General features: G+C 63.0%; 24 protein-coding genes and 1 tRNA gene. 14 read left to right on the top strand and 11 right to left on the bottom strand.

All coding sequences use genetic code 11. The features are described 5' to 3' along the window. Positions 1-5: 5 nt before the first annotated feature. Positions 6-449, bottom strand: a complete 444-nt coding sequence (locus BLT98_RS24250; protein WP_092612264.1) for a helix-turn-helix domain-containing protein — start codon at positions 447-449, stop codon at positions 6-8. A gap of 294 nt (positions 450-743) precedes the next feature. Here BLT98_RS24250 and BLT98_RS24240 point away from each other — a divergent pair, with 294 nt between their 5' ends. The 10 genes from BLT98_RS24240 (at position 744) to BLT98_RS29280 (ending at position 5,428) form a co-directional block, all read left to right on the top strand. Next, a complete protein-coding gene (locus BLT98_RS24240; protein ID WP_035820909.1) occupies positions 744-947 on the top strand; it encodes a hypothetical protein in 204 nt (67 codons plus the stop codon). Between the two features lie 37 nt (positions 948-984). After that, positions 985-1,173: a hypothetical protein gene (locus BLT98_RS24235; RefSeq protein WP_035825591.1), complete on the top strand. Its 189-nt coding sequence runs from the start codon at positions 985-987 to the stop codon at positions 1,171-1,173. Further along, on the top strand, positions 1,170-1,433 hold the full coding sequence (locus BLT98_RS24230) for an Ogr/Delta-like zinc finger protein (protein WP_092612257.1): 264 nt from the start codon (positions 1,170-1,172) through the stop codon (positions 1,431-1,433). Before BLT98_RS24235 ends, BLT98_RS24230 begins: the two co-directional genes overlap by 4 nt. A gap of 120 nt (positions 1,434-1,553) precedes the next feature. Next, on the top strand, positions 1,554-1,955 hold the full coding sequence (locus BLT98_RS24225; RefSeq protein ID WP_092612254.1) for a hypothetical protein: 402 nt from the start codon (positions 1,554-1,556) through the stop codon (positions 1,953-1,955). 101 nt (positions 1,956-2,056) lie between these two features. Further along, positions 2,057-2,410 (top strand): hypothetical protein, encoded by a 354-nt coding sequence (locus tag BLT98_RS29610; protein ID WP_035820917.1) that lies wholly within the window; start codon positions 2,057-2,059, stop codon positions 2,408-2,410. Further along, positions 2,400-4,238, top strand: a complete 1,839-nt coding sequence (locus BLT98_RS24215; protein WP_092612251.1) for a replication endonuclease — start codon at positions 2,400-2,402, stop codon at positions 4,236-4,238. The genes BLT98_RS29610 and BLT98_RS24215 overlap by 11 nt, the downstream gene beginning before the upstream one ends. Beyond that, positions 4,235-4,387 carry a hypothetical protein gene (locus BLT98_RS29285; protein WP_170846482.1) on the top strand — a complete coding sequence of 51 codons (153 nt, stop codon included), beginning with the start codon at positions 4,235-4,237 and terminating at the stop codon, positions 4,385-4,387. The genes BLT98_RS24215 and BLT98_RS29285 overlap by 4 nt, the downstream gene beginning before the upstream one ends. Next, positions 4,381-4,620, top strand: coding sequence for a hypothetical protein (locus BLT98_RS24210; RefSeq protein ID WP_092612248.1), 240 nt, complete (start codon positions 4,381-4,383; stop codon positions 4,618-4,620). The genes BLT98_RS29285 and BLT98_RS24210 overlap by 7 nt, the downstream gene beginning before the upstream one ends. Beyond that, positions 4,617-5,231, top strand: coding sequence for a hypothetical protein (locus tag BLT98_RS24205; protein WP_211615101.1), 615 nt, complete (start codon positions 4,617-4,619; stop codon positions 5,229-5,231). The genes BLT98_RS24210 and BLT98_RS24205 overlap by 4 nt, the downstream gene beginning before the upstream one ends. Positions 5,232-5,260: 29 nt before the next feature. Next, positions 5,261-5,428 (top strand): hypothetical protein, encoded by a 168-nt coding sequence (locus BLT98_RS29280; RefSeq protein WP_170846481.1) that lies wholly within the window; start codon positions 5,261-5,263, stop codon positions 5,426-5,428. Between the two features lie 143 nt (positions 5,429-5,571). Here BLT98_RS29280 and BLT98_RS24200 read toward each other — a convergent pair whose 3' ends face one another. From BLT98_RS24200 to BLT98_RS24175, 6 genes are all read right to left on the bottom strand, one after another. Then, positions 5,572-6,753: a tyrosine-type recombinase/integrase gene (locus tag BLT98_RS24200; RefSeq protein WP_092612245.1), complete on the bottom strand. Its 1,182-nt coding sequence runs from the start codon at positions 6,751-6,753 to the stop codon at positions 5,572-5,574. Between the two features lie 194 nt (positions 6,754-6,947). After that, a tRNA-Ser gene (locus BLT98_RS24195) sits at positions 6,948-7,037 on the bottom strand. 93 nt (positions 7,038-7,130) lie between these two features. Continuing rightward, positions 7,131-9,176, bottom strand: coding sequence for a putative bifunctional diguanylate cyclase/phosphodiesterase (locus BLT98_RS24190; RefSeq protein WP_092612242.1), 2,046 nt, complete (start codon positions 9,174-9,176; stop codon positions 7,131-7,133). A 1-nt stretch (position 9,177) separates the two neighbouring features. After that, the gene (locus BLT98_RS24185) at positions 9,178-10,266 is read right to left on the bottom strand and encodes an EAL and HDOD domain-containing protein (RefSeq protein WP_348272746.1); all 1,089 of its coding nucleotides are present in this window, start codon (positions 10,264-10,266) and stop codon (positions 9,178-9,180) included. A gap of 302 nt (positions 10,267-10,568) precedes the next feature. Next, on the bottom strand, positions 10,569-11,198 hold the full coding sequence (locus tag BLT98_RS24180; RefSeq protein WP_070278050.1) for a response regulator transcription factor: 630 nt from the start codon (positions 11,196-11,198) through the stop codon (positions 10,569-10,571). Positions 11,199-11,207: 9 nt separating this feature from the next. Then, positions 11,208-12,578, bottom strand: coding sequence for a cache domain-containing protein (locus BLT98_RS24175; protein WP_092612236.1), 1,371 nt, complete (start codon positions 12,576-12,578; stop codon positions 11,208-11,210). Positions 12,579-12,819: 241 nt separating this feature from the next. Between BLT98_RS24175 and BLT98_RS24170 the strand changes: the two genes are divergently transcribed. The 4 genes from BLT98_RS24170 to BLT98_RS24155 all read left to right on the top strand — a co-directional run bounded on the left by BLT98_RS24170 (position 12,820) and on the right by BLT98_RS24155 (position 20,405). Continuing rightward, positions 12,820-14,880, top strand: a complete 2,061-nt coding sequence (locus tag BLT98_RS24170; protein WP_092612233.1) for a carbon starvation CstA family protein — start codon at positions 12,820-12,822, stop codon at positions 14,878-14,880. Continuing rightward, positions 14,880-15,080 (top strand): YbdD/YjiX family protein, encoded by a 201-nt coding sequence (locus tag BLT98_RS24165; protein ID WP_010396213.1) that lies wholly within the window; start codon positions 14,880-14,882, stop codon positions 15,078-15,080. The genes BLT98_RS24170 and BLT98_RS24165 overlap by 1 nt, the downstream gene beginning before the upstream one ends. A 302-nt stretch (positions 15,081-15,382) precedes the next feature. Further along, on the top strand, positions 15,383-18,244 hold the full coding sequence (locus tag BLT98_RS24160; protein WP_092612230.1) for a hybrid sensor histidine kinase/response regulator: 2,862 nt from the start codon (positions 15,383-15,385) through the stop codon (positions 18,242-18,244). Position 18,245: 1 nt separating this feature from the next. After that, positions 18,246-20,405, top strand: a complete 2,160-nt coding sequence (locus BLT98_RS24155) for a putative bifunctional diguanylate cyclase/phosphodiesterase (protein WP_092612227.1) — start codon at positions 18,246-18,248, stop codon at positions 20,403-20,405. Here BLT98_RS24155 and BLT98_RS24150 read toward each other — a convergent pair. From BLT98_RS24150 to BLT98_RS24135, 4 genes are all read right to left on the bottom strand, one after another. Continuing rightward, on the bottom strand, positions 20,374-21,507 hold the full coding sequence (locus BLT98_RS24150) for an esterase-like activity of phytase family protein (RefSeq protein WP_092612224.1): 1,134 nt from the start codon (positions 21,505-21,507) through the stop codon (positions 20,374-20,376). The two genes, BLT98_RS24155 and BLT98_RS24150, sit on opposite strands and share 32 nt — an antisense overlap. Positions 21,508-21,595: 88 nt before the next feature. Beyond that, positions 21,596-22,816, bottom strand: coding sequence for a CaiB/BaiF CoA transferase family protein (locus BLT98_RS24145; protein ID WP_070255267.1), 1,221 nt, complete (start codon positions 22,814-22,816; stop codon positions 21,596-21,598). Between the two features lie 7 nt (positions 22,817-22,823). After that, positions 22,824-23,414 carry a recombination mediator RecR gene (recR, locus tag BLT98_RS24140; protein ID WP_034786598.1) on the bottom strand — a complete coding sequence of 197 codons (591 nt, stop codon included), beginning with the start codon at positions 23,412-23,414 and terminating at the stop codon, positions 22,824-22,826. Positions 23,415-23,461: 47 nt separating this feature from the next. Continuing rightward, the gene (locus BLT98_RS24135) at positions 23,462-23,788 is read right to left on the bottom strand and encodes a YbaB/EbfC family nucleoid-associated protein (RefSeq protein WP_034759121.1); all 327 of its coding nucleotides are present in this window, start codon (positions 23,786-23,788) and stop codon (positions 23,462-23,464) included. Positions 23,789-23,808 lie beyond the last annotated feature (20 nt).

The raw sequence follows: 23,808 nt of genomic DNA, 5'->3' as shown, positions 1-23,808 counted from the left end.
GCAGACTATTTTTCCTTTTTTCGTCCGCTGCCGGCCACATTAAAAGTCTGTGGCCCAATGATGTTCCCCACGAAATTTTGCCCAATCTTGCCATGGGTTTCAACGTGTGGAGCATTCCCTGCTTGGGATGCCGGGATCGTTGGCGAGCTCATGCCGCTAAGCATCCCAAGTACGCCCGCTTTCCCGCGAACGTCCATACTTCGATAGCCGGTCAACAGTTCATGCTCGTCCGCAGGCAACGCTGACAGCGCATGTTCTCCTGTCAGCAAATACAACACATCTACTCCGGCCGCAGCAACGGCCGCCAAATAGTCAGAATCTGGCGTACGGGAGCCGTTTTCATAGTTGAACTGGGCCCCCTTTTTTACCCCACCAAGGGCAGCAAACTCGTCCTGATTGAGGCCGAGGCGCTTCCGTTCTTCCTTGAGACGATCAAAAAAATACTTCATTTGAATACAAATACCTTTCCAAATCACTCAAATGAGTGATATATTTACGCCATTCCGTAGCGATTACAGATCATAACATTATGAATAATTTGTCAAAAGTCGGACGCATTACCAAAGGCGTCACTTCCCAGCCGCTTGGCGTTCGTCTGGCCCCCGACGAGGTAAAGGAAATCGAAACTCTTGCCGCAGCTCAACAGCGGTCACGTGCATGGCTCTTGCGCCTCTTGATCCTGCGCGGCCTAGCCGACTACAAGCGCGAACTCGCATCCAAACCCACCCACTAAGGACAACGTCATGTACCCCGATGCAAAACGTATCCGCAGCCACCGCGTCATGCTGCGCCTGGACGATTACGAGCACCAGCTCGTTTCCTCGATCGCCAACTACCAGGGCGAAGAGCTTGCGGTGCTGGTACGCCAAATCGTGATGCGTGAAGCCCTGGCCGTGATCGCCTTGGATGACGCCACCATCGACAGCGTACAGCGTCGCAGCGTTTAAACCGAGTCACTTTTGAGCAACTCTAAAGTTACAGAAAATGCCAGACCATCAAATTCACCTCAATGACGAAGAGCGCGCGGTGCTGGAACTCGTGCGCCAACGCCAGGGGCTGGCAAGTATCGATCAGGCGGCTGAATGGCTCGTCAAGTCGCGCCTACGCATACAGTCGAAAAACATGACAGGTCGCGGTCGCGCCCTGTACCAAGTGGAAAGAAAGCTGAAATGAGAGTCATCGGCCTGCCCTGCCCGCATTGCGAATACACCGTCCGCGCCGTCAAGAGCCGCACGATGTCCGCCATGTTCAAGGAAATCACCTACATGTGCCAAAACCCCGACTGCGGACATTCCTTCGTGGCAGGCCTGGAAGTGCTGCGCACCCTCTCGCTGTCCGCCATGCCCAAGCCGGATATCCGCATCCCGATGTCCCAGCATGCGCGCGCGGCGGCCACCAGCCAGCTGGCCCTGGACCTGACTACGGGCTGCTGATGATTATCCCGATCCTCGCGCCGCCGTAACCCGGCCGCCGTTACTCCCCTCTTTTGCTGTGCCCTGCAGCGCTCCCTTTTGAGCGTGCGGGATTCGTTCAACCTGAAATAAGGAAAACCGATGGAAAACACGCTGCACGCCACCAGTGATGCCGACAAATCCATGGCATCAAGCACGATCCGCCCGACCCTGCAAAATTGCATTGTCCCCGTGGCACCAACGTGTTTTCTTCTGCAAGCCAGCGCGGGCATCGGCATTGCGGCGCTGTCCGCCCGCATCCATGAGATTGCCAAGACCTATCACGCCTACGGCGCTGCCAATCTGACCTTCATCGTCAGCGATGCGCAGGCACTGCAGCGTGACGGCTTTTTCGCGCCAGCCAAGCAGCGCGCCCTGGTCGGCAAGCTGCCCATCGAGTTGAACTACATTTTCGCCAATGAAGCGGGTTCCCGGCACTGCTGCGGCGCATCGCACACGCTCCCGTACTGGGCAGAGCAATTTCTCAAGCCAGGGGCACGCTGATGCTGCGCCTGGCCAAAACCTGCGGCATCTGGCTGCTGACGCTCCTGATTGTCATTGCCCCCGGCGTGCTGCGGGCCATCGGCGCCATCAAGGACTGAACCATGCCGGCGTCCCTTATCGACAATCACCTGTCCTTCCAGCCTGCCGCCGAGATTCTGGCCGCGCGCGACAAGGACATGCCGACGCCACCAGGCGCCGGGCATGCGCTGGCCGCCATCGCCGAAGCCAAGGCCCAGCTACGCAGCATCAAACCGCGCAACCTGGCGCCCTTCATGGCCCAAGCCTGGGGATTGTCGCCACGCGGCGCGCGCCGTTCCGTGTTGATCGCCGCCGGCCTGGACGCCGACCGCTGGGAATCGCCCATCCACTCCTTTACCGAAGAAGAACGCATCGAACTGCGCGCCGCCACAAGCGCCGCCATCCGTGTGTACGAAAGACTGTTGAATGCAATCTAAACAAATCCTGCTGCCTGACGCCCAGCGTCACGAAGCCTTCTTGCGATCCGCCCAGTTCGCGCCCGAGCTGGCCCGCATCCCGTTCAAATGGCGCAACCGCGTCATCACGGCCGCCATGGCCAAGATGGCCTGGTCGTCCTGGTACAAGGTCTACGAATCCATCGCCACCGGCTTTGTCCGCGAGTTCGCCGAACAATACGTGCCGGCAGGCGTCGACTTGTCGCAAAGCGACGCCGACATCGTGACCACCGCTGAACGCGCAGCGGCCGGCGTGACCAAAATGCTGTGGATGGCCGTGTCCGACACGCACGCCCTGCAGATCATGGAAGACGAATGCGCCTCGTATGGCATCGAGCTGCCCGAGTTCGACGCGCTGACCGACACCATCGCCCGCCTGGTGGACGCCCGCTGGTGGCGCCGCCAACTGCGCAAGCGCGTCAAGCGCGCCTTCGAAGCGGGCAATATCCGCCTGGGCTATGTGAACTATCGCGGCGAACCCTACGCCAGCAATGACGCCGTGCTATCGCGCCTGGCGCAAAACCGCCGGAACGCGGCAGCGCTGGCCGCCACCTTGGTGCAAAACGAGAACGGCCAGGAATTCAGCATCGCCGAGCTGGCCGAGAAAACGACGGCAAACAAGGCCATCCGGCGCGGCGAGCTGATGTTGCGCATCAACGGCTTTGAGCAGATCGCCCGCGAGTGCGGCGACCAAGGCATCTTTGTCACCTGGACGTGCCCATCGCGCTTCCACGCAATGCAGCACAACGGCAAGCCAAACGACAAGTTCGACGGCTCCACGCCGCGCGAGGCCAACGCCTACCTGGGCAAGATGACCTCGCTGTGCCGCTCCGCGCTGGCGCGCCGTGGCATCGGTCTGTACGGCTTCCGCATCGCCGAGCCGCATCACGACGGCTGCCCGCATTGGCATCTGCTGCTGTTCGTGCGCCCGACAGCGAAATACAAGACGGCCCACCTGCAGGACGTGGCCGGCCGCGCCATTCGCATCATGAAGCGCTACGCCTGGCGCGTGGACCGTGGCGAACCGGGCGCCTTCGCGCGCCGCCTGGACGTAAAGCGCATCGACTGGGACAGAGGCAGCGCCGCCGGCTACATCGCCAAGTACGTGGCCAAGAACATCGATGGCCTGGCCGAGCACAAGACGAAAGAAGGCTATGTCGTTACGGCCGACACCGAAGGCGATGTCGAGCTGACGCCATCGGCACGCGTCGAGTCCTGGGCCGCTTGCTGGGGCATCCGTCAATTCCAGCAATGGGGCGGCGCGCCCGTCACCGTCTGGCGCGAACTGCGCCGCATCGAGGAAAGCATGCTCAATGAAGCGCCGGCCGCCATGCGCCGCGCCTGGGACGCCGTGCAAAAGATCGACGGCGAAAAGCGCGCCTGCTGGGCCGAATACCTGCGCGCCCAGGGCGGCGCCCTGGTGCCGCGCAAGGAACTGGTCGTCACGCTGGCCAAGGACGAAAAGACCGTCATCGGCCGCTATGGCGAAACGCTGCGCACCACGCCCTACGGCGTGCGCTGCAGCGACCTCATCGGCGTGGTCTTCAAGTCCGTGCGCCATACGTGGACGCCGGTACAGGCCACAGGCGCTCGCGCGGTGGCTGTTGGGGTTGCCGTTCCTCGGACTCGTGTAAATAACTGTACGCACCCCGACCGCCCTGCCCCGGCCACGCCGCCAGCGGCGCCCGTGCCTGACCTGCCCGACGAGGCAAAAACAGCGCTGATTGCAGCCTGGGCGGCCGTCAACGCCTGCCCGTATCCCCGGCTGATCGTTCCCGACAACCCACCCCAAGAAGGAAGTGGCACATGAGCACCTATGCCGTGATCGTTCGCACGCAAACCGAACGCTTTGACTATGCCGCGATTGCCGCTTGCTGCGGCGACGTGATCCTGGACGCCATCGACCGCTACGGCGTGTGCGGCGTTTCTGCCAAATTGAAAGGAAAACCGCAATGCTAACCACCTCGACCAATTCACCGCGGCAAGTCGCCCTGGGCGACCGCGTGACATTCGACACCGATGAAGGCTACCAGGCCGGCACCGTCAACGACCTGCGCCGCGACGTGGGCAATGGCGAGCTGCATGCGTGGGTGGAGCTGGACCACCAGTGGGCGGGCTGCTTCCGCGCCGTTCCGCTGGGCGCCATCGAAGCGGTCAAGAAAGCAGCCGCGCCTGTCGGGTGCCCAGCATGACAGCGGAACGCTCATTACCTGCCGTGGCGGCCTTGTTCGTGCGCGCCAATTCGATCTACAAGACCATGCCGGCGGTGGACGCCTGGGACGCGGAGCGCGACGCCCGCGCCTGGCCAGGTGGCGTGCCGGTGGTGGCGCATCCGCCTTGCCGCTCCTGGGGCACGCTGCGCCATCTGGCCAAGCCGCGCCCGGACGAAAAGGAACTCGCGGTGTGGGCCGTCGCCCAAGTCCGCAAGTTCGGCGGCGTGCTCGAGCACCCGAAGCGCTCGACCCTCTGGCCACACTGCAACCTGCCAGCGATCGGCGAGCGGGACAAATTTGGCGGCTGGACGTTGCCGATTTTCCAAAGCTCGTTTGGTCACCGCGCGGAAAAGGCCACCTTGCTGTACATCGTCGGCTGTGCGCCAGCTCAAATACCGGCCATGCCCATCGTCCTGGGCGATGCCTCGCATGTGATTGCCCCGTCCGGCCGCAACCGCGCCGGCGAGCGGCGCCGAAAAGGCGATCCAGGCTGGCGGCCGGAATGCGGCAAGGCAGAACGCGAGCACACGCCCGCCGAGCTGGCGCATTGGCTGGTCTCCCTGGCGCGACGCTGCATGGTGCCCGCATGAACAGTCTATTCCTCAACGGAAAGTGAAAAATGGACCAATACAAAGAATTCTGCCGGCTGCGCGACTACCGCAAGCCTGGCGTCGAAGTACCGCACCACACGGAGGCCGAAGCCTTCGCCTTGGCGGTGCAAAGCAAAGCCGGCCATACAGAACCAGCCCAACGCAAGAAAAACCCCACCACGAAAGGAATCAAATAATGAACGAAGACCGAATTATTTACCGCCAGGACTTATACAAAATGCTGGGCGTGACTTCGGAGACGCTGCGCAGATGGGTGAAGGAGAACAAGCTGCCGCCGGCGGACGTTGCCATAACCCAGCGCACGCTGGGATGGCGCCTTTCAACGCTCCAATCCGCTGGGATCAGGCTGCTTTAACAGCCAGTCAGCGAAGGCCTGAAGCATCACGCGGCGCTGCTTCAGGTATTCTGCCGAGTTGTAAACTCCGCGCACGCCGCCGTCCTTGTGCGCGAGCTGCACCTCGACGTGGTCCGAGTTGTACTCGTGCTCGTTGGCCCAGGTGGAACCGACCTTGCGCCAGCCGTGGCCGGTCATCTTGCCCTTGAAGCCGATACGGTGAATGAGGTAGAGAATCGCGTTTTCACTCATGGGGCGGCTACCGCCCCGGTCGTTCGGGAAAACGTAGTTGCTGCCCCGCGAACGCAGCTTCATTTCCGCCAGCAGGTCCAGCGCCTGGGAAGACAGCGGCACCAGGTGCTCGCGCCCCTTCTTCATGCGCTTGCCCGGTATCCGCCAGACATCCCCCTCCACTTCCGCCCAGGTCATGCGCCGCAGCTCGTCAGTGCGCGTCCACGTCAACGCCAGCAGCTTGCAGGCCAGCACGGACTGAATTTCATCTTCCAGGTCCAGGCGCTCCATGAACGGATGCACCTCGGCCAATGCCAGGGCGGCGAAGCCTTCGCGCGGTTTGCGGGAAAAAGCGACCTTCGAATTGATGTTCGATGCGGGGTTCTCTTCGCAGTGGCCATGCTGGATGGACCAGTCGAGCACCTGGCCCACCCACATGCGCACGCGCCGGACGTAGACGGACAGGCCGGCGGCATCCATCGGGCGCAGCGCGGCCATCAAGTCTTCCTTGGTAATTTCACGCACGGTTTTCGCGCCCAGCGTCGGCGAGATGTACATGGCCAGCGCGCGCAATGCATTTGCCTTGTAGCCGGCGCTGATGTCCGTGCGCCCGGCCCAGTAGGTATCGATGGCGGCATCAAGTGCAATGGATGGGCTGCTTGTCTTGCGCTTGGGCTTGAGGTCGTCGCCGTCGATCAGTTTCAACCGCAAAACGTCGCGGCGCTCGCGTGCTTCCTTGAGGCCGATCAGGGGATACGGGCCGATGACGGCAGTTTGCTGCTTGCCCTCGTCGTTACGATAGGCCATGCGCCAAACCTTGTTTCCGCTTGGCAGGACGGCCAGCATCAGGCCGTGGCCATCGAAGAGCTTGCGCAGCTTGCCGTCGTTCGGCGTTGCGCGGCGGCAGTCTGCATCGGTAAGCGTGTTGATGGCCATGCGGAATCCTGTAGGTACGGGTTTGAGAAAAACCGCATGATACCTACATTTCAGCCTACGCGTGATTCTGTGGGATGGTTTTTGGATGGTTCCGAATCTGTGACTCGGAGGGATGAAAATCAAGCTAAGTCGTTGATTTTCAATGAAATTCGGTGGAATATAGGTTGAGTATACTCACGAATTTTTTATGTACTTGGCGGAAGCGGTGAGATTCGAACTCACGAACAGTTTAACCCGTCGCTAGTTTTCAAGACTAGTGCCTTCAACCACTCGGCCACGCTTCCAGATGGCAGCATTATACATAAAGGTCCGTGGCTTACCAATGGCTAGTACCGTCACGGCGTTTTCCGAGACAGGAAACAGCGGACACGCCTGCCTTACACGCCCCAGTTTTTCCGCAGCGCCTTCTCGAACTCCCCCGCCGGCAACGGCCGCGAGAACAGATAGCCCTGCACTTCGTCGCAGCCAGAACTCTTCAGGAAGGCCAGCTGCTCCGCCGTTTCCACGCCTTCCGCGATGACTTTATGGTGCAGCTGCTGGGCGATGCTGATGATGGTGCTGGCGATGGCGCAGTCGCTGGCATCTGTCGGAATGCCGGTGGTGAACGAGCGGTCGATCTTTAATGTGTCGATGGGGAAACGCTTGAGGTAGGACAAGCTTGAGTAACCAGTGCCGAAATCGTCCAGCGACAGGGCCACGCCCAGCGCCGTGATGCGGTCCATGATGCCGATGACCCTCTCGATGTTGTGCATCAGGGTGCTTTCCGTGATTTCCAGCTCCAGCCAGGCCGCTTCCAGGCCGTAGCGGGCCAGGGTCGCGGCCACCCTGGCGGGCAGGGCTGCCGTGAATTCGCGTGCGGACACGTTGACGGCCAGGCGGATCGGCGGCAGGCCGGCCAGTTTCCACGCTTGCGCCTGGGCGCAGGCCGCTTCCAGCACCCATTCGCCCACTTGCACCACCAGCCCCGTCGATTCGGCCAAAGGAATAAACTCGGCGGGCGGGATCATGCCGTGCTGCGGGTGGTGCCAGCGCACCAGGGCTTCGGCGCCGATGATGCGCCCGCTGGCCAAGGCATACTTTGGCTGGTAGTGCAGCAGCAGTTGCTGCTCAGACAGGGCCTGGCGCAAGCCTGTTTCCAGCCGCATGCGCGCCTGCATGCCCAGGTTCATGTCCTGGCTGTAGAAGGCCACGCTTTCCGCTTCGCCGCCGCTGTCCTGTTTGGCCCGGTACATGGCGATATCGGCCAGGCGCAGCAGGGTCTCCGCGTCCTGCCCGTCTTGCGGATACACGCTGATGCCGATGCTGGCGCCCACGCGCAAGTCGTGGCCTTCGATCAAAAACGGTTCCACCAGCGAGGCCAGCAGCTTTTGCGCCACCATGCTGGCCTCGAAATGCTGGCCGATGTCGAACAGGCCGACGGCGAACTCGTCGCCGCCCAGGCGCGCCACCAGGTCCTGGTCGCGCAAGGCGTGGCGGAAACGCAGCGAGACTTGCCGCAGCAGTTCGTCGCCGATGCGCCGGCCCAGAGTATCGTTGATCAGTTTAAAACGGTTCAAGTCGATGAACAGCACGCAGCCGAGCATCTTGCTGCGCTGCGCCACGCTGAGGGCCTGGTCGACCAGCTTGGCCAGCAAGGTACGGTTAGGCAGGCTGGTCAGGGGGTCGTAATAGGCCAGGTGGTGCAGGCGCTCTTCGGCCAGCTTGCGCTCCGTGATGTCCGTCAGATAGGCGATGAGTCCGATGGGCTTGTCGTCCAGGTCTTGCAGCGGCGACAAGGACAGGCTGGCCCAGAAGATCTCGCCCGACTTCTTTCGGCGGCGCACCTCCATCAGGCGCCCTCCCTGCTCCAGGAAGGCGTCGTGGAAACCCGTGTCTTCGTCGTCGTACAGGAACAGGATGTTGCGCCCCACGGCTTCCACCGAGGTGTAGCCGAACAGGCGCTCGGCACCCTTGTTCCAGCTGGTGATGTAGCCCGTCAAGTCCATCGTCAGCACGGATTCGTGCAACTGATCGAGGATTTGCGTCTGCTGCGCCAGCAAGGCTTCGACTTGCGCGTAAGCATGGGTCGAGCGTTGCGCCAGCGAATGCACTTGCAAGACGCCGGCCGTCAACGATGCCAGGCTGGCCAGGTGGCGGCGGTCGGCGTCGTTATACAGCGGGCGCCCCGCCACGCTGTAATGGCCGAAGCAGTGGCCGTCGAAACTGATTTCCTGCAGCAAGGCGGGCGTATCGTCGGGAAACAGCGCGACCGGCGCAGCGGCGTCCATGCTGGCCGCAGGCAGGAAGCGGCCATGCGGGCTGGCCATCACGGCGCTGGCAATACGGCCCAGCTCGGCCACCAGCGCAGGGCCGCGCAAACGCACGACGGCATCGCACAGGGCGGCGCTGTCACCTAGGAAATCCGACACCGGAAACAGGGTCATGCTAGAGGTTCCGGCTGACCTGGATGGCCCATTGGTAGGCCTGCAGCAGGCTGCGCCAATAGGTTTCTCCATCGATGCCGGCGCGGCGCAAGCCCTCGGGCGGCGGCGCGGCGCTTTCGACCAGCGCCAGCAAGGTGCCCAGTTCGCCATTGCGTTCGAGCAAGGCGGCACTCACTTCCGGCGCCAGATTCAGGGTGGCGATGATTTCCTGCATCGGCATGCCCAGCAGGACGTCGAGCAGCGAAAACACGCCCGCCATGAAGGCCAGGTCCTGCGCGTCGCGGTCGCCGCCGCGCAGCTGGCACAGCGCTTCCATCTGCGCCGCGCGCACGGCCGCCAGCGGCAGCAGCGCGTGGATCTTGCCATCGTCCTGTTGCCGCGCATACAGCAGCAGTTGCAGCCAGCGCTGCAGCTGGCGCCGGCCCAGCAGGGTGATGGCCTGGCTGAAGCTGGTAATCGGCGCCGTGAAGCCGAAGGCGGCTGAATTGACCAGTTTCAATAAATGATAGCTGAGCGATGGATCTTGCTTGAGCGGCACTTCCAGTTCGTGCGCGTCGGCATCGCGGGCCAGTAAACCCAGCAGCGCCAGCAGGCGGCGCCGCGACGTGGCGTCCTCCGGCTCGCTTTGCTGGCGCGCATGGTGCAGGGCGTAGTCGCCGGCAAACCAGCTCACGCCGAGTCCTTGCAAGACAGCAAGCTGCTCCGCGTCGGCGATGTTGTAGGCCAGGTGCGGCCCCGGCAAGGGCAGTAACTGGTGCAGGGCCGGGCGCGCGCCGGCCGCGTCAAAGCTCAGCGCGCGCGCGTCGACTTGCGCCGCCGCCACGGGACCGGCATCGGCGCCATCGAGGATGAGGCGGTAGCCGGCGTCGCGCCATTGCTGGCATTTTTTCTGGATCTGCCTGTCGCCGGCAAGATGGGCCGGCAAACGGAAGATGGTGCGTTGCGGCGCCAGTTGCGCCAGCACGGCCTCGTCCACGCCATGCGGATCGGCCAGGGGAATGATGCAGTCGAGCGGCGCCAGGAAGGCATACGCATCGGCGGCGGCCAGCGCCGCCAGCAGCGGCGCCGTCGAGGCCTGCGGTACATGCAAGGTGACAGCGACCCACTCGTTATGAGCATTGGCAACTGCTTGTAATCCCACCAACGGAAACAGGTTTGATTCAGACGCTGACATCGGTATCTCAGTGTGGGTAGGGCGCCATAGTAAATAAACTGACCAGCATTGGCAACCCTGGCCCGACAGGGATGCCATTTCGACAGCGAGAATCATTCTATCCGAATCTCACCCATGAAACAGTTTAATTTTGGCAATAAATATTCAAAAAGAACATTCCCCCGCGAGACCCGCCTGCCATGCGGGTTTGACAAAAACACGGCACGGCGCGCGCATTCTCAGGCGCTGCCGCCGTGCGCGTGCTCGACCGCATATTTGATCAATTCGGCCTGCCCTTCGATACCGAGCTTGCGCTTGATGTTCAGCCGGTGCGTCTCCACCGTGCGCACGCTCAGGTCCAGGTCGCGGGCGATCTGCTTGTTTGACTGGCCCGCCGCGATGTGCTGCAGCACTTGCTGCTCGCGCGTGGTGAGGAAGGAATCGTGAACTTGCGGGCGCGACAGTTGCCGCGCCAGGGCCGCGCTGTAATAAATACCGCCAGACATCACCGTCTCGATGGCGAAGACGATATCTTTCCCAGGGGCATCTTTGAGCACATAGCCGCGCGCGCCGGCGGCGATGGCTTGCGACACATATTCGAGCTTGTCGTGCATGGACAGGATCAGCACGGCAATCTGCGGAAACGCCTGCTTGAACAGCGCCGTCGCTTCGATGCCGTTGATGCCGCGCATATTGATATCCATCAACACGAGATCCACCTGATGTGCGCGCGCCTGAAGCAACGCCTCGTCGGCGCCGCCCGCCTCGGCCACCACGTCGAAATGCGCAACCGCTTCCAGGCGCGCGCGCAAGCCGTCGCGTACGAGGGGGTGGTCGTCCACCAGCAGGATGTTGATCTTCTCGGTCATGTGTATTTATCAGTGTGAGGGTGGAAAGGCGAGCCGCGCGAGCACCAGGGTACCGGCCGCAGACGAGGTGATGTGCAGGCTGCCGCCGATGGCTTCCATACGTTCCGTCATATTGCGCAGGCCGATGCCGCGCTGCGGATGCAGGGCGATGCCGTCGAAGTCGAAGCCGCCGCCATTATCCTGGATGCGCAATTCCACGGCCTTGCCCGCCTCGTGCAAGCTCACTTCCACGCCGCGGGCGTGGGCATGGCGCTCGCAATTGGTCAGCGCTTCCTGGGCGATGCGGAACAATACGGTATTGACCATGTCCGGCAAGCCCTCGCCCGCCGCCGCCGGGCTGGCCGTGAAACTGGCTTGCGCGCTGCTGCTGTCGTTAAATTCATGCACGAGGTGGTCGAGCGCGGCGGCCAAGCCCAGGTCGTCGAGGATGGCCGGGCGCAGGTTGTGCGAAATGCGCCGCACTTCGCCCAGCACCTTGTTGAGTTGCTCGGCGGCCCGCTCGAAGGTGGCGGGCGCCTTGTCTTTCTGTTCTGCATTGCCGGCCAGGCGCGCGATGCCCGCCTCGATCTGCAGCTTGATGGACACCAGCCACTGGCTGATGCCGTCATGCAAGTCGCGCGACAGCCGCGCCCGCTCTTCTTCCTGCGATTCCACCACGCGCTGCGCCAGCACTTTCAGCTTGGCGTCGGCCACCCGCAATTCGCGCAGGTTCAGCACCAGGCCGCAGGCGGCCACCAGCAGGGAGCCGAGGATGGCGATGGCGGCGATCAGCTCCATGGTCGAGCGGATATTGCGCGACTGCTGGGCGTCAACCTTGGCCAGCGCCTGGTCCACGTCATCCATATAAATGCCGGTGCCCATCATCCAGCCCCATTCCGGCATCAAGATCACATAACCGAGCTTGGGAGCGGACTTGTTCGTCGACGGCTTGATCCAGTTGTAGCGCTCGAAGCCGCCGCCGCTCTTCGCCCGCTGCATCAGGCGCTGGATGGTCAGATTGCCCTCGGCGTCGCGCAATTGCCACAGATTCTGCCCCACCAGCTCGGGCTGGCGCGGATGCATCAGCGACTTGCCCTGCAAATCATAGATGAAGAAATAGCCGTCGTCGCCATAGCTGAGGGCGGACAGGATGCGCTTGGCCTCCTCTTGCGTGGCCTCATCCTTGCGCCCCGACTGGTACAGGGAAGCGATGGAATGGCTGGCCAGGGTCACGTAATGCTTGAGTTCAGCTTCCTTGCTGGCCAAATACGCCTGCTGGATGGTGGCGCGCTGCTGCTCGGCCAGGGTGATGGCCTGGTGCCGCACGGCAAATGCAATGGCGCACAGGGCGAGGATCAGCGGCGTGATGGCCAGGAAGATGACTTTCTGTCTGAGTTTCATGACCTGGCGCTCCGGCGGCGTCGATGCTGGTGGGAATGCGTGATTTTACGTCGCGGCACGGCGATCGGTCTGCGTAGTAATACTGAGCGTTACTGCGTAGTCGTGCGCTTGCGGCAATTATACGATTCCTGAATACTCGCCATAAGCTGCAAACACCCAATTCACACCCAAACTGGCGACGACCAGGCTCGGCAGCACACATCATCGCACGGCACAGCGCCCGTCAATCTCTGGAGGAAGCATGAACCGCATTTTCAAACAACTGGGCTGGGCAGCGCTTGCGCTGGCAGGCGCCGGGTCCCTGGGCGTCGTCGCCCTGCAACGTGGCGAACCGATCAGCGCGATCTGGATCGTCATCGCCGCCGTCTGCGTGTATCTGATCGCCTACCGTTTCTACAGCCTGTTCATCGCCGACAAGGTGCTGGGCCTGGACGCGCGCCGCATGACGCCGGCCTTCAAGCACAACGATGGCCTCGACCACGTGCCGACGAATAAATATGTGCTGTTCGGCCACCATTTCGCGGCGATCGCCGGCGCAGGCCCCCTGGTCGGCCCCGTGCTGGCCGCGCAGATGGGCTATCTGCCCGGCATGCTGTGGATCTTGGCGGGCGTGGTGTTTGCGGGCGCCGTGCAGGATTTCATCGTGCTGTTCATTTCCATGCGCCGCGATGGCCGCTCGCTGGGCGACCTGATCAAGGCTGAACTGGGCGAAATTCCCGGCATGATTGCACTCCTGGGCTGCTTCATGATCATGGTCATCATCCTGGCCGTACTGGCATTGATCGTCGTCAAGGCGCTGACCGGTTCCCCATGGGGCAGCTTCACCGTGATGGCGACGATCCCCATCGCGCTGTTCATGGGCGTGTATTCGCGCTTCATCCGCGTGGGCCGCATCGGCGAAATTTCCATCATCGGTTTTGTCTTGCTGATGCTGGCCATCATCGGCGGCCAGTACGTGCAGGAACACGCCGTGCTGGGCCCGATGTTCACGTTCACGGGCACGGAACTGACGTGGATGCTGATCGGCTACGGCTTCATCGCTTCCGTGCTGCCCGTGTGGCTGCTGCTGGCGCCGCGCGACTACCTGTCTACTTTTCTCAAAATCGGCACCATCCTGGGCCTGGCCATCGGCATCATCGTCGTCGCGCCGTACCTGAAAATGCCGGCCATGACCAAGTTCATCGACGGCTCCGGCCCCGTCTGGTCGGGCAATCTGTTCCCCTTCCTGTTCATCACCATCGCCTGCGGCGCCGTCTCCGGCTTCCACGCCTTGATTTCCTCGGGCACCACGCCGAAGATGATTGAAAATGAAAGCCACGCCCGCTTCATCGGCTATGGCGCCATGCTGATGGAATCGTTCGTTGCCATCATGGCCCTGGTGGCCGCCTCGACCATCGAGCCGGGCATCTATTTCGCCATGAACAGCCCGGCCGCCCTGATCGGTACGACAGCCGAGTCCGCCGCCCAGGCGATCTCGCAGTGGGGCTTCTATGTGACGCCGGACATGCTGACGCAGACGGCCAAGGACGTTGGCGAACACAGCATCATCTCGCGCGCCGGCGGCGCACCGACCCTGGCCGTCGGCATGGCGCAGATTCTGTCCGGCGCCATCGGCGGCAAGGCCATGATGGCCTTCTGGTACCACTTCGCCATCCTGTTCGAAGCGCTGTTCATCCTGACGGCCGTCGATGCGGGCACGCGTGCCGGCCGCTTCATGCTGCAAGACTTGCTGGGCAGCTTCGTGCCAGCTTTGAAACAGACGGAAAACGTCATCGCCAACCTGCTGGCCACGGGCCTGTGCGTGGCGGCCTGGGGCTACTTCCTGTACCAGGGCGTGGTCGATCCGCTGGGCGGCATCAACACCCTGTGGCCGCTGTTCGGCATCGCCAACCAGATGCTGGCGGCCATCGCGCTGATCCTCGGCACTTGCGTGCTGTTCAAGATGAAGCGTGGCCAGTATGCGTGGGTGACCATCACGCCGACGATCTGGCTGCTGCTGTGCACCCTGACGGCGGGCTGGCAAAAGATTTTCGACGCCAACCCGCGCGTCGGCTTCCTCGCGCATGCCAAGAAATACTCGGCGGCACTCGATGAAGGCACCCTGCTGGCGCCGGCCAAGTCGGTGGCGCAGATGCAGCAGATCATCTTCAACGATTACCTGGACGCCGGCCTGGCCGCCTTCTTCGTCATCGTCGTCGTCAGCGTGCTGTACTTCGGCATCCGCACCATCATGAAGGCGCGCGCCGACAGCCGTCCGAGCACCAAGGAAACGCCGTTCCAGGCCATGCCCACGGTGCAATGATGATAGACGAAATCATCAAGGCGGGTCGGTATCTGGGGCAAAGCATGCGGCTGATGTGCGGCTTGCCCGAGTACGACACCTACGTGGCCCACCGGGAAGTCACCCATCCCGGCGAGCCGATGATGACGTATGAAGAGTTCTTCCGCGAACGGCAGGAAGCCCGCTACGGCGGCGCGGGCAAGCGCGGCGGTTGCTGTTAGCGGACACCTGACCCAGCCTACTGCGCGTCGGTATAGGCGGCTTGCGATGCTCACCGTACTAAAGTACGGTTGCGCTTCTCGGCCACCTCTCCCTTCCGCTCGCTACGGCTGAGTCAGGTGTTGTTACTCAGCAATAATTTGAGGGCGGTCTTGTGAGACTGCCCCATTCATTTCCTCTCGTATAAGTTCCCCTCCCCTCTCTTCCCTTAGACCCACATCAACATCTTGGTGTGTCTTCGCGTCTATATTTTTCCAATAGGAATTAAATAACAGTCAACGGGCGACCGGGGAAGCAGCGACGCATGTTCAATTTCCAACGCTCCAGCATCAGCCAGAAGCTGACCATGATCTCGGTACTGTCGTCGGGCTGCGCGCTGCTGCTGGTGTTCGTGGCGTTTGCGCTGACGTCCGTGCTCAGCCACAAGAACGATGAAGGCAAGCAATTGCTGTCGCTGGCGGGCGTGATCGGTGCGGCCGGCGCGGTGCCTTTGCTGGCGGGTAAATCGGCGCAGGGGCAGGCGGAACAGGTGCTGGCGGCCTTGTCCGCGCGCGACGAGGTGGCCCAGGCGGCCCTGTTCGACAAGGGCGGGCGTTTGTTCGCCCTGTACCGCGCGCCGCAGCATGCGGACGGCCTGCCGGCGCCGGAAGACATGGACCCGGCCTTGCTGGCCGACATGGCCGTGCAGCCTGTCACGCAAGGCTCGGGCACGACCCTGGCGCCCGGCATGCGTTTGTACCGTCCCGTCTACCGGCCAGGCGAGCCGCAACAGATCATCGGCGCCGTGCTGATCGAGGCGGACCTGAACCACATGTGGCGCGACATCGGCCGCCACGTAGGCGCCATCGGCGGCGCCACCGTGCTGTCCTTCCTGATCGCCGTGTTCCTCGCGCGGCGCTTCAAGAGCGTGATCGCCGAACCCATCACCAAGCTGATCGATACAGCGCAAAAAGTGTCGAGCAGCCAGACCTACAGCCACCGCATCGCGCACCAGCGCAGCGACGAGCTGGGCGTGCTGATCGACAGTTTCAACGACATGCTGGCGCAGATCGACAGCCGCGACAGTACCCTGGCCAATTACCGCGACCAGCTCGAACGCCAGGTGGGCGTGCGCACGGCGCAGCTGGAAAAGGCCAAGGATGCGGCCGAGGCGGCCAGTCACGCGAAAAGCGCCTTCCTCGCCACCATGAGCCATGAAATCCGCACGCCGATGAATGGCGTGCTGGGCATGACGGAACTGCTGCTGGCCAGCCCTTTGAGCCCGCAGCAGCGCCACTACACGAGCATGGTGCAGCGCTCGGGACAGAATTTGCTGGTGATCATCAACGACATCCTCGACTTTTCCAAGATCGAGGCGGGCAAGCTGAGCGTGGAATACATCCGCTTCAATTTCCGCGAATTGCTCGACGACATAGAACACGTGTTCGCGCCGCAGGCGGAAGCGAAAAACATCAGCCTGGAATTCGATATCGCCTACGACATCCCCATCGCCATCTGCGGCGACCCGAACCGTTTGCGCCAGATCATCGTCAATCTGCTGGGCAATGCCATCAAGTTCACGGAAACGGGCAAGGTCACGGTGAAAGTGACCGTGTGCAGCGAAGACGCGCCCAGCGTGGGCTTGCGTTTCGAGGTGCACGACACGGGCATCGGCGTGTCGAACGAAGCGCAGACGCGCATCTTCGAATCGTTCTCGCAGGCGGACGGTTCGACCACGCGCAAGCACGGCGGCACGGGCCTGGGGCTGACGATCTCGAAACAGCTGGTGGAGCTGATGGGCGGCACTATCGGCGTTGATAATGCTTTAACGCAAGGCTCGATCTTCTGGTTCGAAGTAAATTTCGATAAGCGGCGGGTCGACAGCGACGACCCGTCCTTCAACCTGAAAACCACGCGAGGGTTACGCGCCTTGATCGTCGACCACACACCCGCCACGCGCGCCGTGCTGGAGCGGCAACTGGCCAGCTGGCACATCGTCAGCGACAGCGCCGGCACGGCCAGCGACTGCCTGGGCAAGCTGCGCGCGGCGGCCCAGGCGGGCACGCCGTATGCCGTGGCCCTGCTGGACATGGAATTGCCGCGCACCAGCGGCCTGGCCCTGGCCGCCAACATCAAGAGCGATCCGCTGCTGGCCGACCTCAAATTACTGCTGCTGAGCACGGAACAGGCGGCGGCCGATCCCGTGCAGCGGCGCGAGGCGGGCGTGGCCTTCCAGCTGATCAAGCCGGCCCGCGAATGCGACCTGTTCGACTGCATCGTCACGCCGCCGCGCGCCAGCGACAGCCTGCGCATCCATCCGCCGCACACGGCGCGCCAGGTGGGCCGGCGCCAGCGCCGCCGCGTACTGCTGGCCGAGGACAATACCGTCAACGTGGAAGTGGCGCTGGCCATGCTCGACAGCCTGGGCCTGGACGTCGTCTGCGCGCGCAACGGCGAAGAAGCCTTGCAGGCGGCGCAGGCCGAGGATTTCGATTTGATCTTGATGGATTGCCAGATGCCGGTGATGGATGGCTTTGCCGCCACGGCGGAAATCCGTCGCCACGAACAGCAGTGCGGCCACGCGCGCGTGCTGCCCATCGTCGCCATCACGGCCAATGCGCTGCAGGGCGACCGCGAAGCATGCCTGGCGGCCGGCATGGACGATTACCTGAGCAAACCGTTCACGCAGCAAGACCTGGGCCACACGATCGCCCGCTGGATCACCCTGCCGCGCGCGGCCACCGTGCACCACAGCGAAGCGCCGCAGTCACACACGCCGCAGGAGGCGCCGCCCGAAGTGCCGCCGCCTGCGCCTGCCTCCGCGACATCGGCCCAGCCGCTGAACCGGCAGGCGCTGGAAAACATCCGCGCCCTGTCCGGCACGGATGGCGATGCGCTGCTCGAACGGGTCATCCTCGCCTTTACCAGCGAGACGCCGCGCCAATTGAGCGCCATGCGCGAAGCGATTGCCGGCGCGGATGCGGAAGCGCTGCGCAAGGTGGCGCACAGCCTCAAGTCGGGCAGCGCCAACGTGGGCGCCGACGGCCTGGCGCAGCTGTGCAAGGAGATGGAAAAACTGGGCCGCGCCGGCAGCACCGAGGGCGCAGCTCCCCTGCTGCAAGAAATGCAGCAGGCCTTCCTGGCCGTACGCGAATCGCTGAACGCCATCCTCGTGAAGGAACACTGACATGACAGCGCCCCTCTCCCCTCCCCGCGGCCTGGTGCTGGTGGCCGACGACGATCCCGTGATGCGCTTGCTGATGCGGCAAATGCTCACGCAGGTGGGCCTGGACGTGATCGAGGCCGAGGACGGCGTGCAGGCCATGGCCAGCTACAAGCACAGCGGGCCGGACCTGGTCATGCTCGACGTCGACATGCCGGCCATGGACGGCTTTGCCGTGTGCCGCGAAATCCGCCACCAGGAAGTGGGCGGCACGGTGCCCATCATCATGGTCACGGGCGGCGACGAACTGGAAGCCGTCACGCGCGCCTACGAGGTGGGCGCCACGGATTTCATTTCCAAACCCATCAACTGGCCCATCCTCGGCCACCGCGTGCTGTACGTGCTGCGCGCCAGCGACGCCATCGCCCGCCTGCGCATCGCCGACGCGCACAACCGCGCCGTGCTGGCCGCCATCCCCGACACCTTCTTCCGCCTGAACCGCGAAGGCTTTTATCTCGACTACGAACAGGGCCACGACGCCAGCGCTGGCTTTTCCCTCAGCGACTGCGTGGGCAGCCATATCCGCGACGTGCTGCCGCCCGAAATCGCCGCGCGCCTGCTGGACCAGGCGCACGCCGTGCTGGCCACGCAGCATATCGGCTCGGTCGACTACACGCTCACGCACGAAGACAGCACGCGCCATTTCGAGGCGCGCCTGGTGGCGACGGGGGCCGATGAAGTGCTGGGCCTGGTACGCGACATCAGCGAGCGCAAGCGCACGGAAGAGCAGATCCGCCGCCTCGCCTATTGCGACAGCCTGACGGGCATCCCCAACCGCCAAGCGTTCCTGGAAACGCTGGAGCGCGAACTGGTGCGCTCGAAGGAACACGACAAGAAATTCGCCGTGCTATTCATGGACCTCGACGCTTTCAAGCGCATCAACGATACCCTGGGCCACGACGTGGGCGACCATTTGCTCAAGGTGGTGTCCGAGCGCCTGCGCGAAACCATCCGCCCCAGCGACCTGGTGCTGCGCGCAGAGTATGAACTCGACGGCATCTCCGGCGGCAGCAACCTGGCGCGCCTGGGCGGCGACGAATTCACGATCCTGATTCCCGACCTGGAGCGGGTGGAGGACGCGCTCAACGTGGCGCATCGCGTGAAAGAAGCCATGCGCCGGCCCTTCATGATCGAAGGACACGAGATTTTCGTCACGGCCAGCATCGGCATCTCGCTGTATCCGGAAGATGGCGAGGACTGCAATTCGCTGCTCAAATATGCGGACACGGCCATGTACCACGCGAAGAACTGCGGCAAGAACAACGCCAAGCTGTACAGCTCATCGCTGACGATGGAAATCATGAGCCACGTCAAGATGGAAGTGGGCCTGCGCAAAGCCTTGCAGAACAACGAGCTGTACCTGCTGTACCAGCCGCAGATCGACGTGCCCAGCACGCAGATCGTCGGCGTGGAAGCGCTGGTGCGCTGGCGCCATCCCGAACGGGGCATCATCTCGCCCACGGAATTCATCCCGCTGGCCGAAGAGACGGGACTCATCGTGCCGATCGGCGAATGGGTGCTGCGCACGGCGTGCAACCAGGCCAAGGCCTGGCAAAGCGATGGCGGACGGGCCATCCGCATGGCCGTCAACCTGTCGGCCAAGCAATTCAAGGATGAAAACCTGATGCAGATCGTGCTCTCGGCCCTGGCCGACACGGGCCTCGACGCGCGCCTGCTGGAACTGGAATTGACGGAAGGGACGTTGATGGACGATGCGCGCGCCACCATGGTGACCCTGGAACAATTGCGCGGCATCGGCGTGTACCTGTCGATCGACGACTTCGGCACGGGATATTCTTCAATGAATTACCTGAAACGCTTCGATGTGCGGGCCTTGAAGATCGACAAGAGTTTTATTGCCGGCTTGCCGCAGGATACGGAAAACGCGGCCATCACGCGCGCCATCATCGCCATGGCGCATGGCTTGAAGATGGTGGTGGTGGCCGAGGGCGTGGAAACGGACGAGCAACTGCTGATGCTGGAAGAATATGGCTGCGACATGGCGCAGGGATACTTCCTGGGCCACCCGTCGCCGCACGACACGATCACGGCCATGCTGGCCAGGCAGAGGGGCCAGCTGGCCAGCGTGGAAACTAGAGCACTTCGAAGGCAAGGATTTGCGTGACTTGCTGGGCGTTGAAATTATCGTCGGAAATCATCACCAGGCTGCGGCGGCCGTTTTCCAGACGCGGCCCCCAGCTGATGCCTTCGATATTGTCGACTCTTTCAAGGCCGGTCTTTTCCAGGTCCAGCAGCAATCGCTTGCGCGCCGGCACATAGCTGGCGCCCGCCAGCGCCGGGATGGCCTGGATATCGGTGGCGCCCTGCGTTTCCATCTCGTAGATGCGTACGTGATTCGTGTAGAGGCCGTCGGCGTGTTCCACGCCGGCCCGCTCCACCACCAGCAGCTGGTGATCGTTGACGGCGAGGATTTCCGACACGCCATTGTCCGCTTCCTTCCCCGGCGCGGGCCGCGATGCCACCGGCTCAATCGGATACGCGTACTGGCCCAGCACGGTGCCGGCGCGGTCCAGGCGCGTAATGCGCACGACGGAGCCGATGTCGGGCGTAGCCAGCGGAGCATCCTGGTACAGGGCCGCTTCCATGCCCAGCCACAGGCTCTTGCCATCCGACGAAAACGACAGCGCTTCAAAGCTCATGTTGTTGCGCGAGCCGATTTCGTCCTTCGAAACCTTGAACATGGCGGGCGTGGGCAAGGTGGCCAGGTAGTGGCCGCCACTATCGGCATGGCGCACGAACGGGTCCAAGCCCACCTTGCGGTTGCCTTCGCTGCCGTACCACAGGCTGCCGTCCTGGGGATCGACGCGGATGGTTTCGATGTCGGGCACCTGGTCGCCCTGCTCCAGCTTTGCATGCGCCAGGTTCGGATAGCGGCTGCCGTCGGGCTGCGTGAAGAAATGCACGCTGGCCAGGGTCACGCCCGTAAACGCCTTGCTGTCATAGGCCAAGGTGGCGCGGTAGAAGCGGGCCGGATTGATTGCCGAGCGGTCATCGCTTTCCATCACCCAGCTCTTGTTGGCCGCATCGTAATCGATGCCGGACAGGCCGCCCACCGTGGTGCCCTCGAACGGGTATTTCAAGGCGATGCGCTGCTCGCCGATCAGGCGCAAGCCCGCGATGGGCGCGTCGTGGGGGAAGCTGGCGCATGCGGAAAGGAGGATGGCGGCGGACGCCAGGGCAAGCGCGGTGCGGAACAATGGAGGCATGATCGGTATCAAGTAAGTCGGGAAGCAAATTCTGGGGTCAGACCCGCCGGGTCTGACCCCAGCTTTAATTCTGTGGGTTAATAGCGAATTACACCACCCCATCCGCCTTCAGCCGCGCAATGGCGGCCGCGTCAAACCCCAGCGACGCCAGCACCTCGTCGTTGTGCTGGCCCAGGGTCGGCCCCAGCCACTGGGTCTTGCCCGGCGTGGCGGACAGTTTCGGGCTGATCGCCGGCAATTTCACGGGCGTGCCGTCGGCGAAATGGTGTTGTTCAAACATGTCGCGGGCGAGAAATTGCGGGTCGCTCAGCATGTCGCGCACCGAGTAGATTTTGCCGGCCGGTACGTCGGCTGCCTTCAGCACGGCCAGCGCGCTGTCTATCGTGTGCGTGGCGCACCAGGCGCCGATGGCGTCGTCGATTTCCTGTGTGCGCGCCACCCGGCCGTCGTTGCGCGCCAGTTGCGGGTCGCCCGCCATGTCGATGCGGCCCATGGCCAGCATCAAGCGCTTGAAGATGGCGTCGCCATTGCCAGCAATCACGATATTTTCGCCGTCGCCCGTCGTGTAGGTATTCGAGGGCACGATGCCGGGCAGGGAGCCGCCCGTGCGCTCGCGCACCACGCCCGCCTGGTCGTATTCGGGCACCAAGGACTCCATCAGGTTGAACACGGATTCATACAGGGCCACGTCGACCATCTGCCCTTCGCCGCCATCCCGGCCACCCGTCACGTCGCGGTGACGCAGGGCCATCATGGCGCCGATCACGCCGTGCAGGGCCGCCACGGAGTCGCCAATCGACACGCCCACGCGCACGGGCGGGCGGTCGGCAAAGCCGGACACGTAGCGCAAGCCGCCCATGGATTCGCCGATGGCGCCGAAACCGGGCAAGTCCTTCATCGGCCCCGTCTGGCCAAAGCCGGACAGGCGCACCATGATGAGCGACGGTTTCTCTTTCTTGAGCTGCTCGTAGCCGAGATCCCACTTTTCCAGCACGCCGGGGCGGTAGTTCTCGATGATGATGTCCGCTTCCAGGGCCAGCTGGCGCGCGATGGCGCGGCCCTCGGGCGACTTCAGGTTCAAGGTGATGCTTTTCTTGTTGCGTGCCTGCACCGACCACCACAGCGAGGTGCCATCCTTCAGCACGCGCCAGGTACGGATAGGGTCGCCGCCATCGGGCGACTCGATCTTGATCACGTCGGCGCCGAATTCGGCCAGCATGCGGGCGCAGAACGGCCCCGCGATCAGGGTGCCCAGTTCCAGCACTTTAATGCCTTGCAGTGGACCAGTGGTCGCGGAGGATGTTGTCATGTTGTGCTCAGGTTGCCCTGCGGTCGAGCATCGCGCGGGCAATCGTGCCCGCGTCGACGTATTCCAGTTCGCCGCCCACGGGCACGCCGCGGGCCAGGCGGCTCACGCGCAAGCCCCGCGCCTTCAGCATTTCGCTGATGTAGTGGGCTGTCGCTTCGCCTTCATTCGTGAAATTGGTGGCCAGCACCACTTCGCCGACCACGCCATCGTTGGCGCGGTTCAGCAATTTTTCGAGGTGGATATCTTTCGGGCCAATGCCGTCCAGCGGAGAGAGTCGCCCCATGAGGACGAAATACAGGCCCTTGTAGGTGAGCGTCTGCTCGATCATCAGCTGGTCGGCGGGCGTTTCCACCACGCATAGCAAGCGCTTGTCGCGCTCTTCGTCGAGACAGGTCTCGCACACTTCGTGTTCGGTAAACGTATTGCACAGGCCGCAGTGATGCACGGCATCGACGGCCTGGAACAGGGCGCGCGACAGCATGGCCGCGCCTTCCCTATCGTGCTGCAACAAATGAAACGCCATCCGCTGCGCCGACTTGGGGCCGACGCCGGGCAGGCGCCGCAGCGCCTCGGTCAGGAATTCAAGCGACTTGGACATGGATCAACCTTGTCCCGTGCCATAGATCGAGCGCATGCGGCAGTACATCAGAATGGCATTTTGAAGCCGGCTGGCAAGTTCATGCCGCCAGTCAAGCCCGCCATTTTTTCAGCGGACGTCGCTTCCGCCTTGCGCACGGCATCGTTGAAAGCGGCCGCTACCAGGTCTTCCAGCATGTCCTTGTCGTCAGCCAGCAGCGACGGGTCGATGGAGACGCGCTTGACGTCGTTCTTGCACGTCATGACGATTTTGACGAGGCCGGCGCCGGACTGGCCTTCCACTTCCACCAGCGCCAGTTGTTCCTGGGCCTTTTTCATGTTGTCTTGCATTGCTTGCGCCTGCTTCATCAGGCCAGCCAGTTGATTTTTCATCATGAGAATGCTCCGTTCAATTC

Source organism: Janthinobacterium sp. YR213 (genome assembly GCF_900099875.1).
In the GTDB taxonomy this organism is placed as follows: domain Bacteria; phylum Pseudomonadota; class Gammaproteobacteria; order Burkholderiales; family Burkholderiaceae_D; genus Janthinobacterium; species Janthinobacterium lividum.
The sequence above is the reverse complement of the archived record's forward strand: the minus strand, read 5'-3'. Positions and strand labels throughout refer to the sequence as shown.

Coding starts and splice junctions, on each gene's coding strand:
- BLT98_RS24250 (WP_092612264.1), bottom strand. CDS start 449: ATGAAGTATTTTTTTGATCGTCTCAAGGAAGAACGGAAGCGCCTCGGC.
- BLT98_RS24240 (WP_035820909.1), top strand. CDS start 744: ATGTACCCCGATGCAAAACGTATCCGCAGCCACCGCGTCATGCTGCGC.
- BLT98_RS24235 (WP_035825591.1), top strand. CDS start 985: ATGCCAGACCATCAAATTCACCTCAATGACGAAGAGCGCGCGGTGCTG.
- BLT98_RS24230 (WP_092612257.1), top strand. CDS start 1,170: ATGAGAGTCATCGGCCTGCCCTGCCCGCATTGCGAATACACCGTCCGC.
- BLT98_RS24225 (WP_092612254.1), top strand. CDS start 1,554: ATGGAAAACACGCTGCACGCCACCAGTGATGCCGACAAATCCATGGCA.
- BLT98_RS29610 (WP_035820917.1), top strand. CDS start 2,057: ATGCCGGCGTCCCTTATCGACAATCACCTGTCCTTCCAGCCTGCCGCC.
- BLT98_RS24215 (WP_092612251.1), top strand. CDS start 2,400: ATGCAATCTAAACAAATCCTGCTGCCTGACGCCCAGCGTCACGAAGCC.
- BLT98_RS29285 (WP_170846482.1), top strand. CDS start 4,235: ATGAGCACCTATGCCGTGATCGTTCGCACGCAAACCGAACGCTTTGAC.
- BLT98_RS24210 (WP_092612248.1), top strand. CDS start 4,381: ATGCTAACCACCTCGACCAATTCACCGCGGCAAGTCGCCCTGGGCGAC.
- BLT98_RS24205 (WP_211615101.1), top strand. CDS start 4,617: ATGACAGCGGAACGCTCATTACCTGCCGTGGCGGCCTTGTTCGTGCGC.
- BLT98_RS29280 (WP_170846481.1), top strand. CDS start 5,261: ATGGACCAATACAAAGAATTCTGCCGGCTGCGCGACTACCGCAAGCCT.
- BLT98_RS24200 (WP_092612245.1), bottom strand. CDS start 6,753: ATGGCCATCAACACGCTTACCGATGCAGACTGCCGCCGCGCAACGCCG.
- BLT98_RS24190 (WP_092612242.1), bottom strand. CDS start 9,176: ATGACCCTGTTTCCGGTGTCGGATTTCCTAGGTGACAGCGCCGCCCTG.
- BLT98_RS24180 (WP_070278050.1), bottom strand. CDS start 11,198: ATGACCGAGAAGATCAACATCCTGCTGGTGGACGACCACCCCCTCGTA.
- BLT98_RS24175 (WP_092612236.1), bottom strand. CDS start 12,578: ATGAAACTCAGACAGAAAGTCATCTTCCTGGCCATCACGCCGCTGATC.
- BLT98_RS24170 (WP_092612233.1), top strand. CDS start 12,820: ATGAACCGCATTTTCAAACAACTGGGCTGGGCAGCGCTTGCGCTGGCA.
- BLT98_RS24165 (WP_010396213.1), top strand. CDS start 14,880: ATGATAGACGAAATCATCAAGGCGGGTCGGTATCTGGGGCAAAGCATG.
- BLT98_RS24160 (WP_092612230.1), top strand. CDS start 15,383: ATGTTCAATTTCCAACGCTCCAGCATCAGCCAGAAGCTGACCATGATC.
- BLT98_RS24155 (WP_092612227.1), top strand. CDS start 18,246: ATGACAGCGCCCCTCTCCCCTCCCCGCGGCCTGGTGCTGGTGGCCGAC.
- BLT98_RS24150 (WP_092612224.1), bottom strand. CDS start 21,507: ATGCCTCCATTGTTCCGCACCGCGCTTGCCCTGGCGTCCGCCGCCATC.
- BLT98_RS24145 (WP_070255267.1), bottom strand. CDS start 22,816: ATGACAACATCCTCCGCGACCACTGGTCCACTGCAAGGCATTAAAGTG.
- recR (WP_034786598.1), bottom strand. CDS start 23,414: ATGTCCAAGTCGCTTGAATTCCTGACCGAGGCGCTGCGGCGCCTGCCC.
- BLT98_RS24135 (WP_034759121.1), bottom strand. CDS start 23,788: ATGATGAAAAATCAACTGGCTGGCCTGATGAAGCAGGCGCAAGCAATG.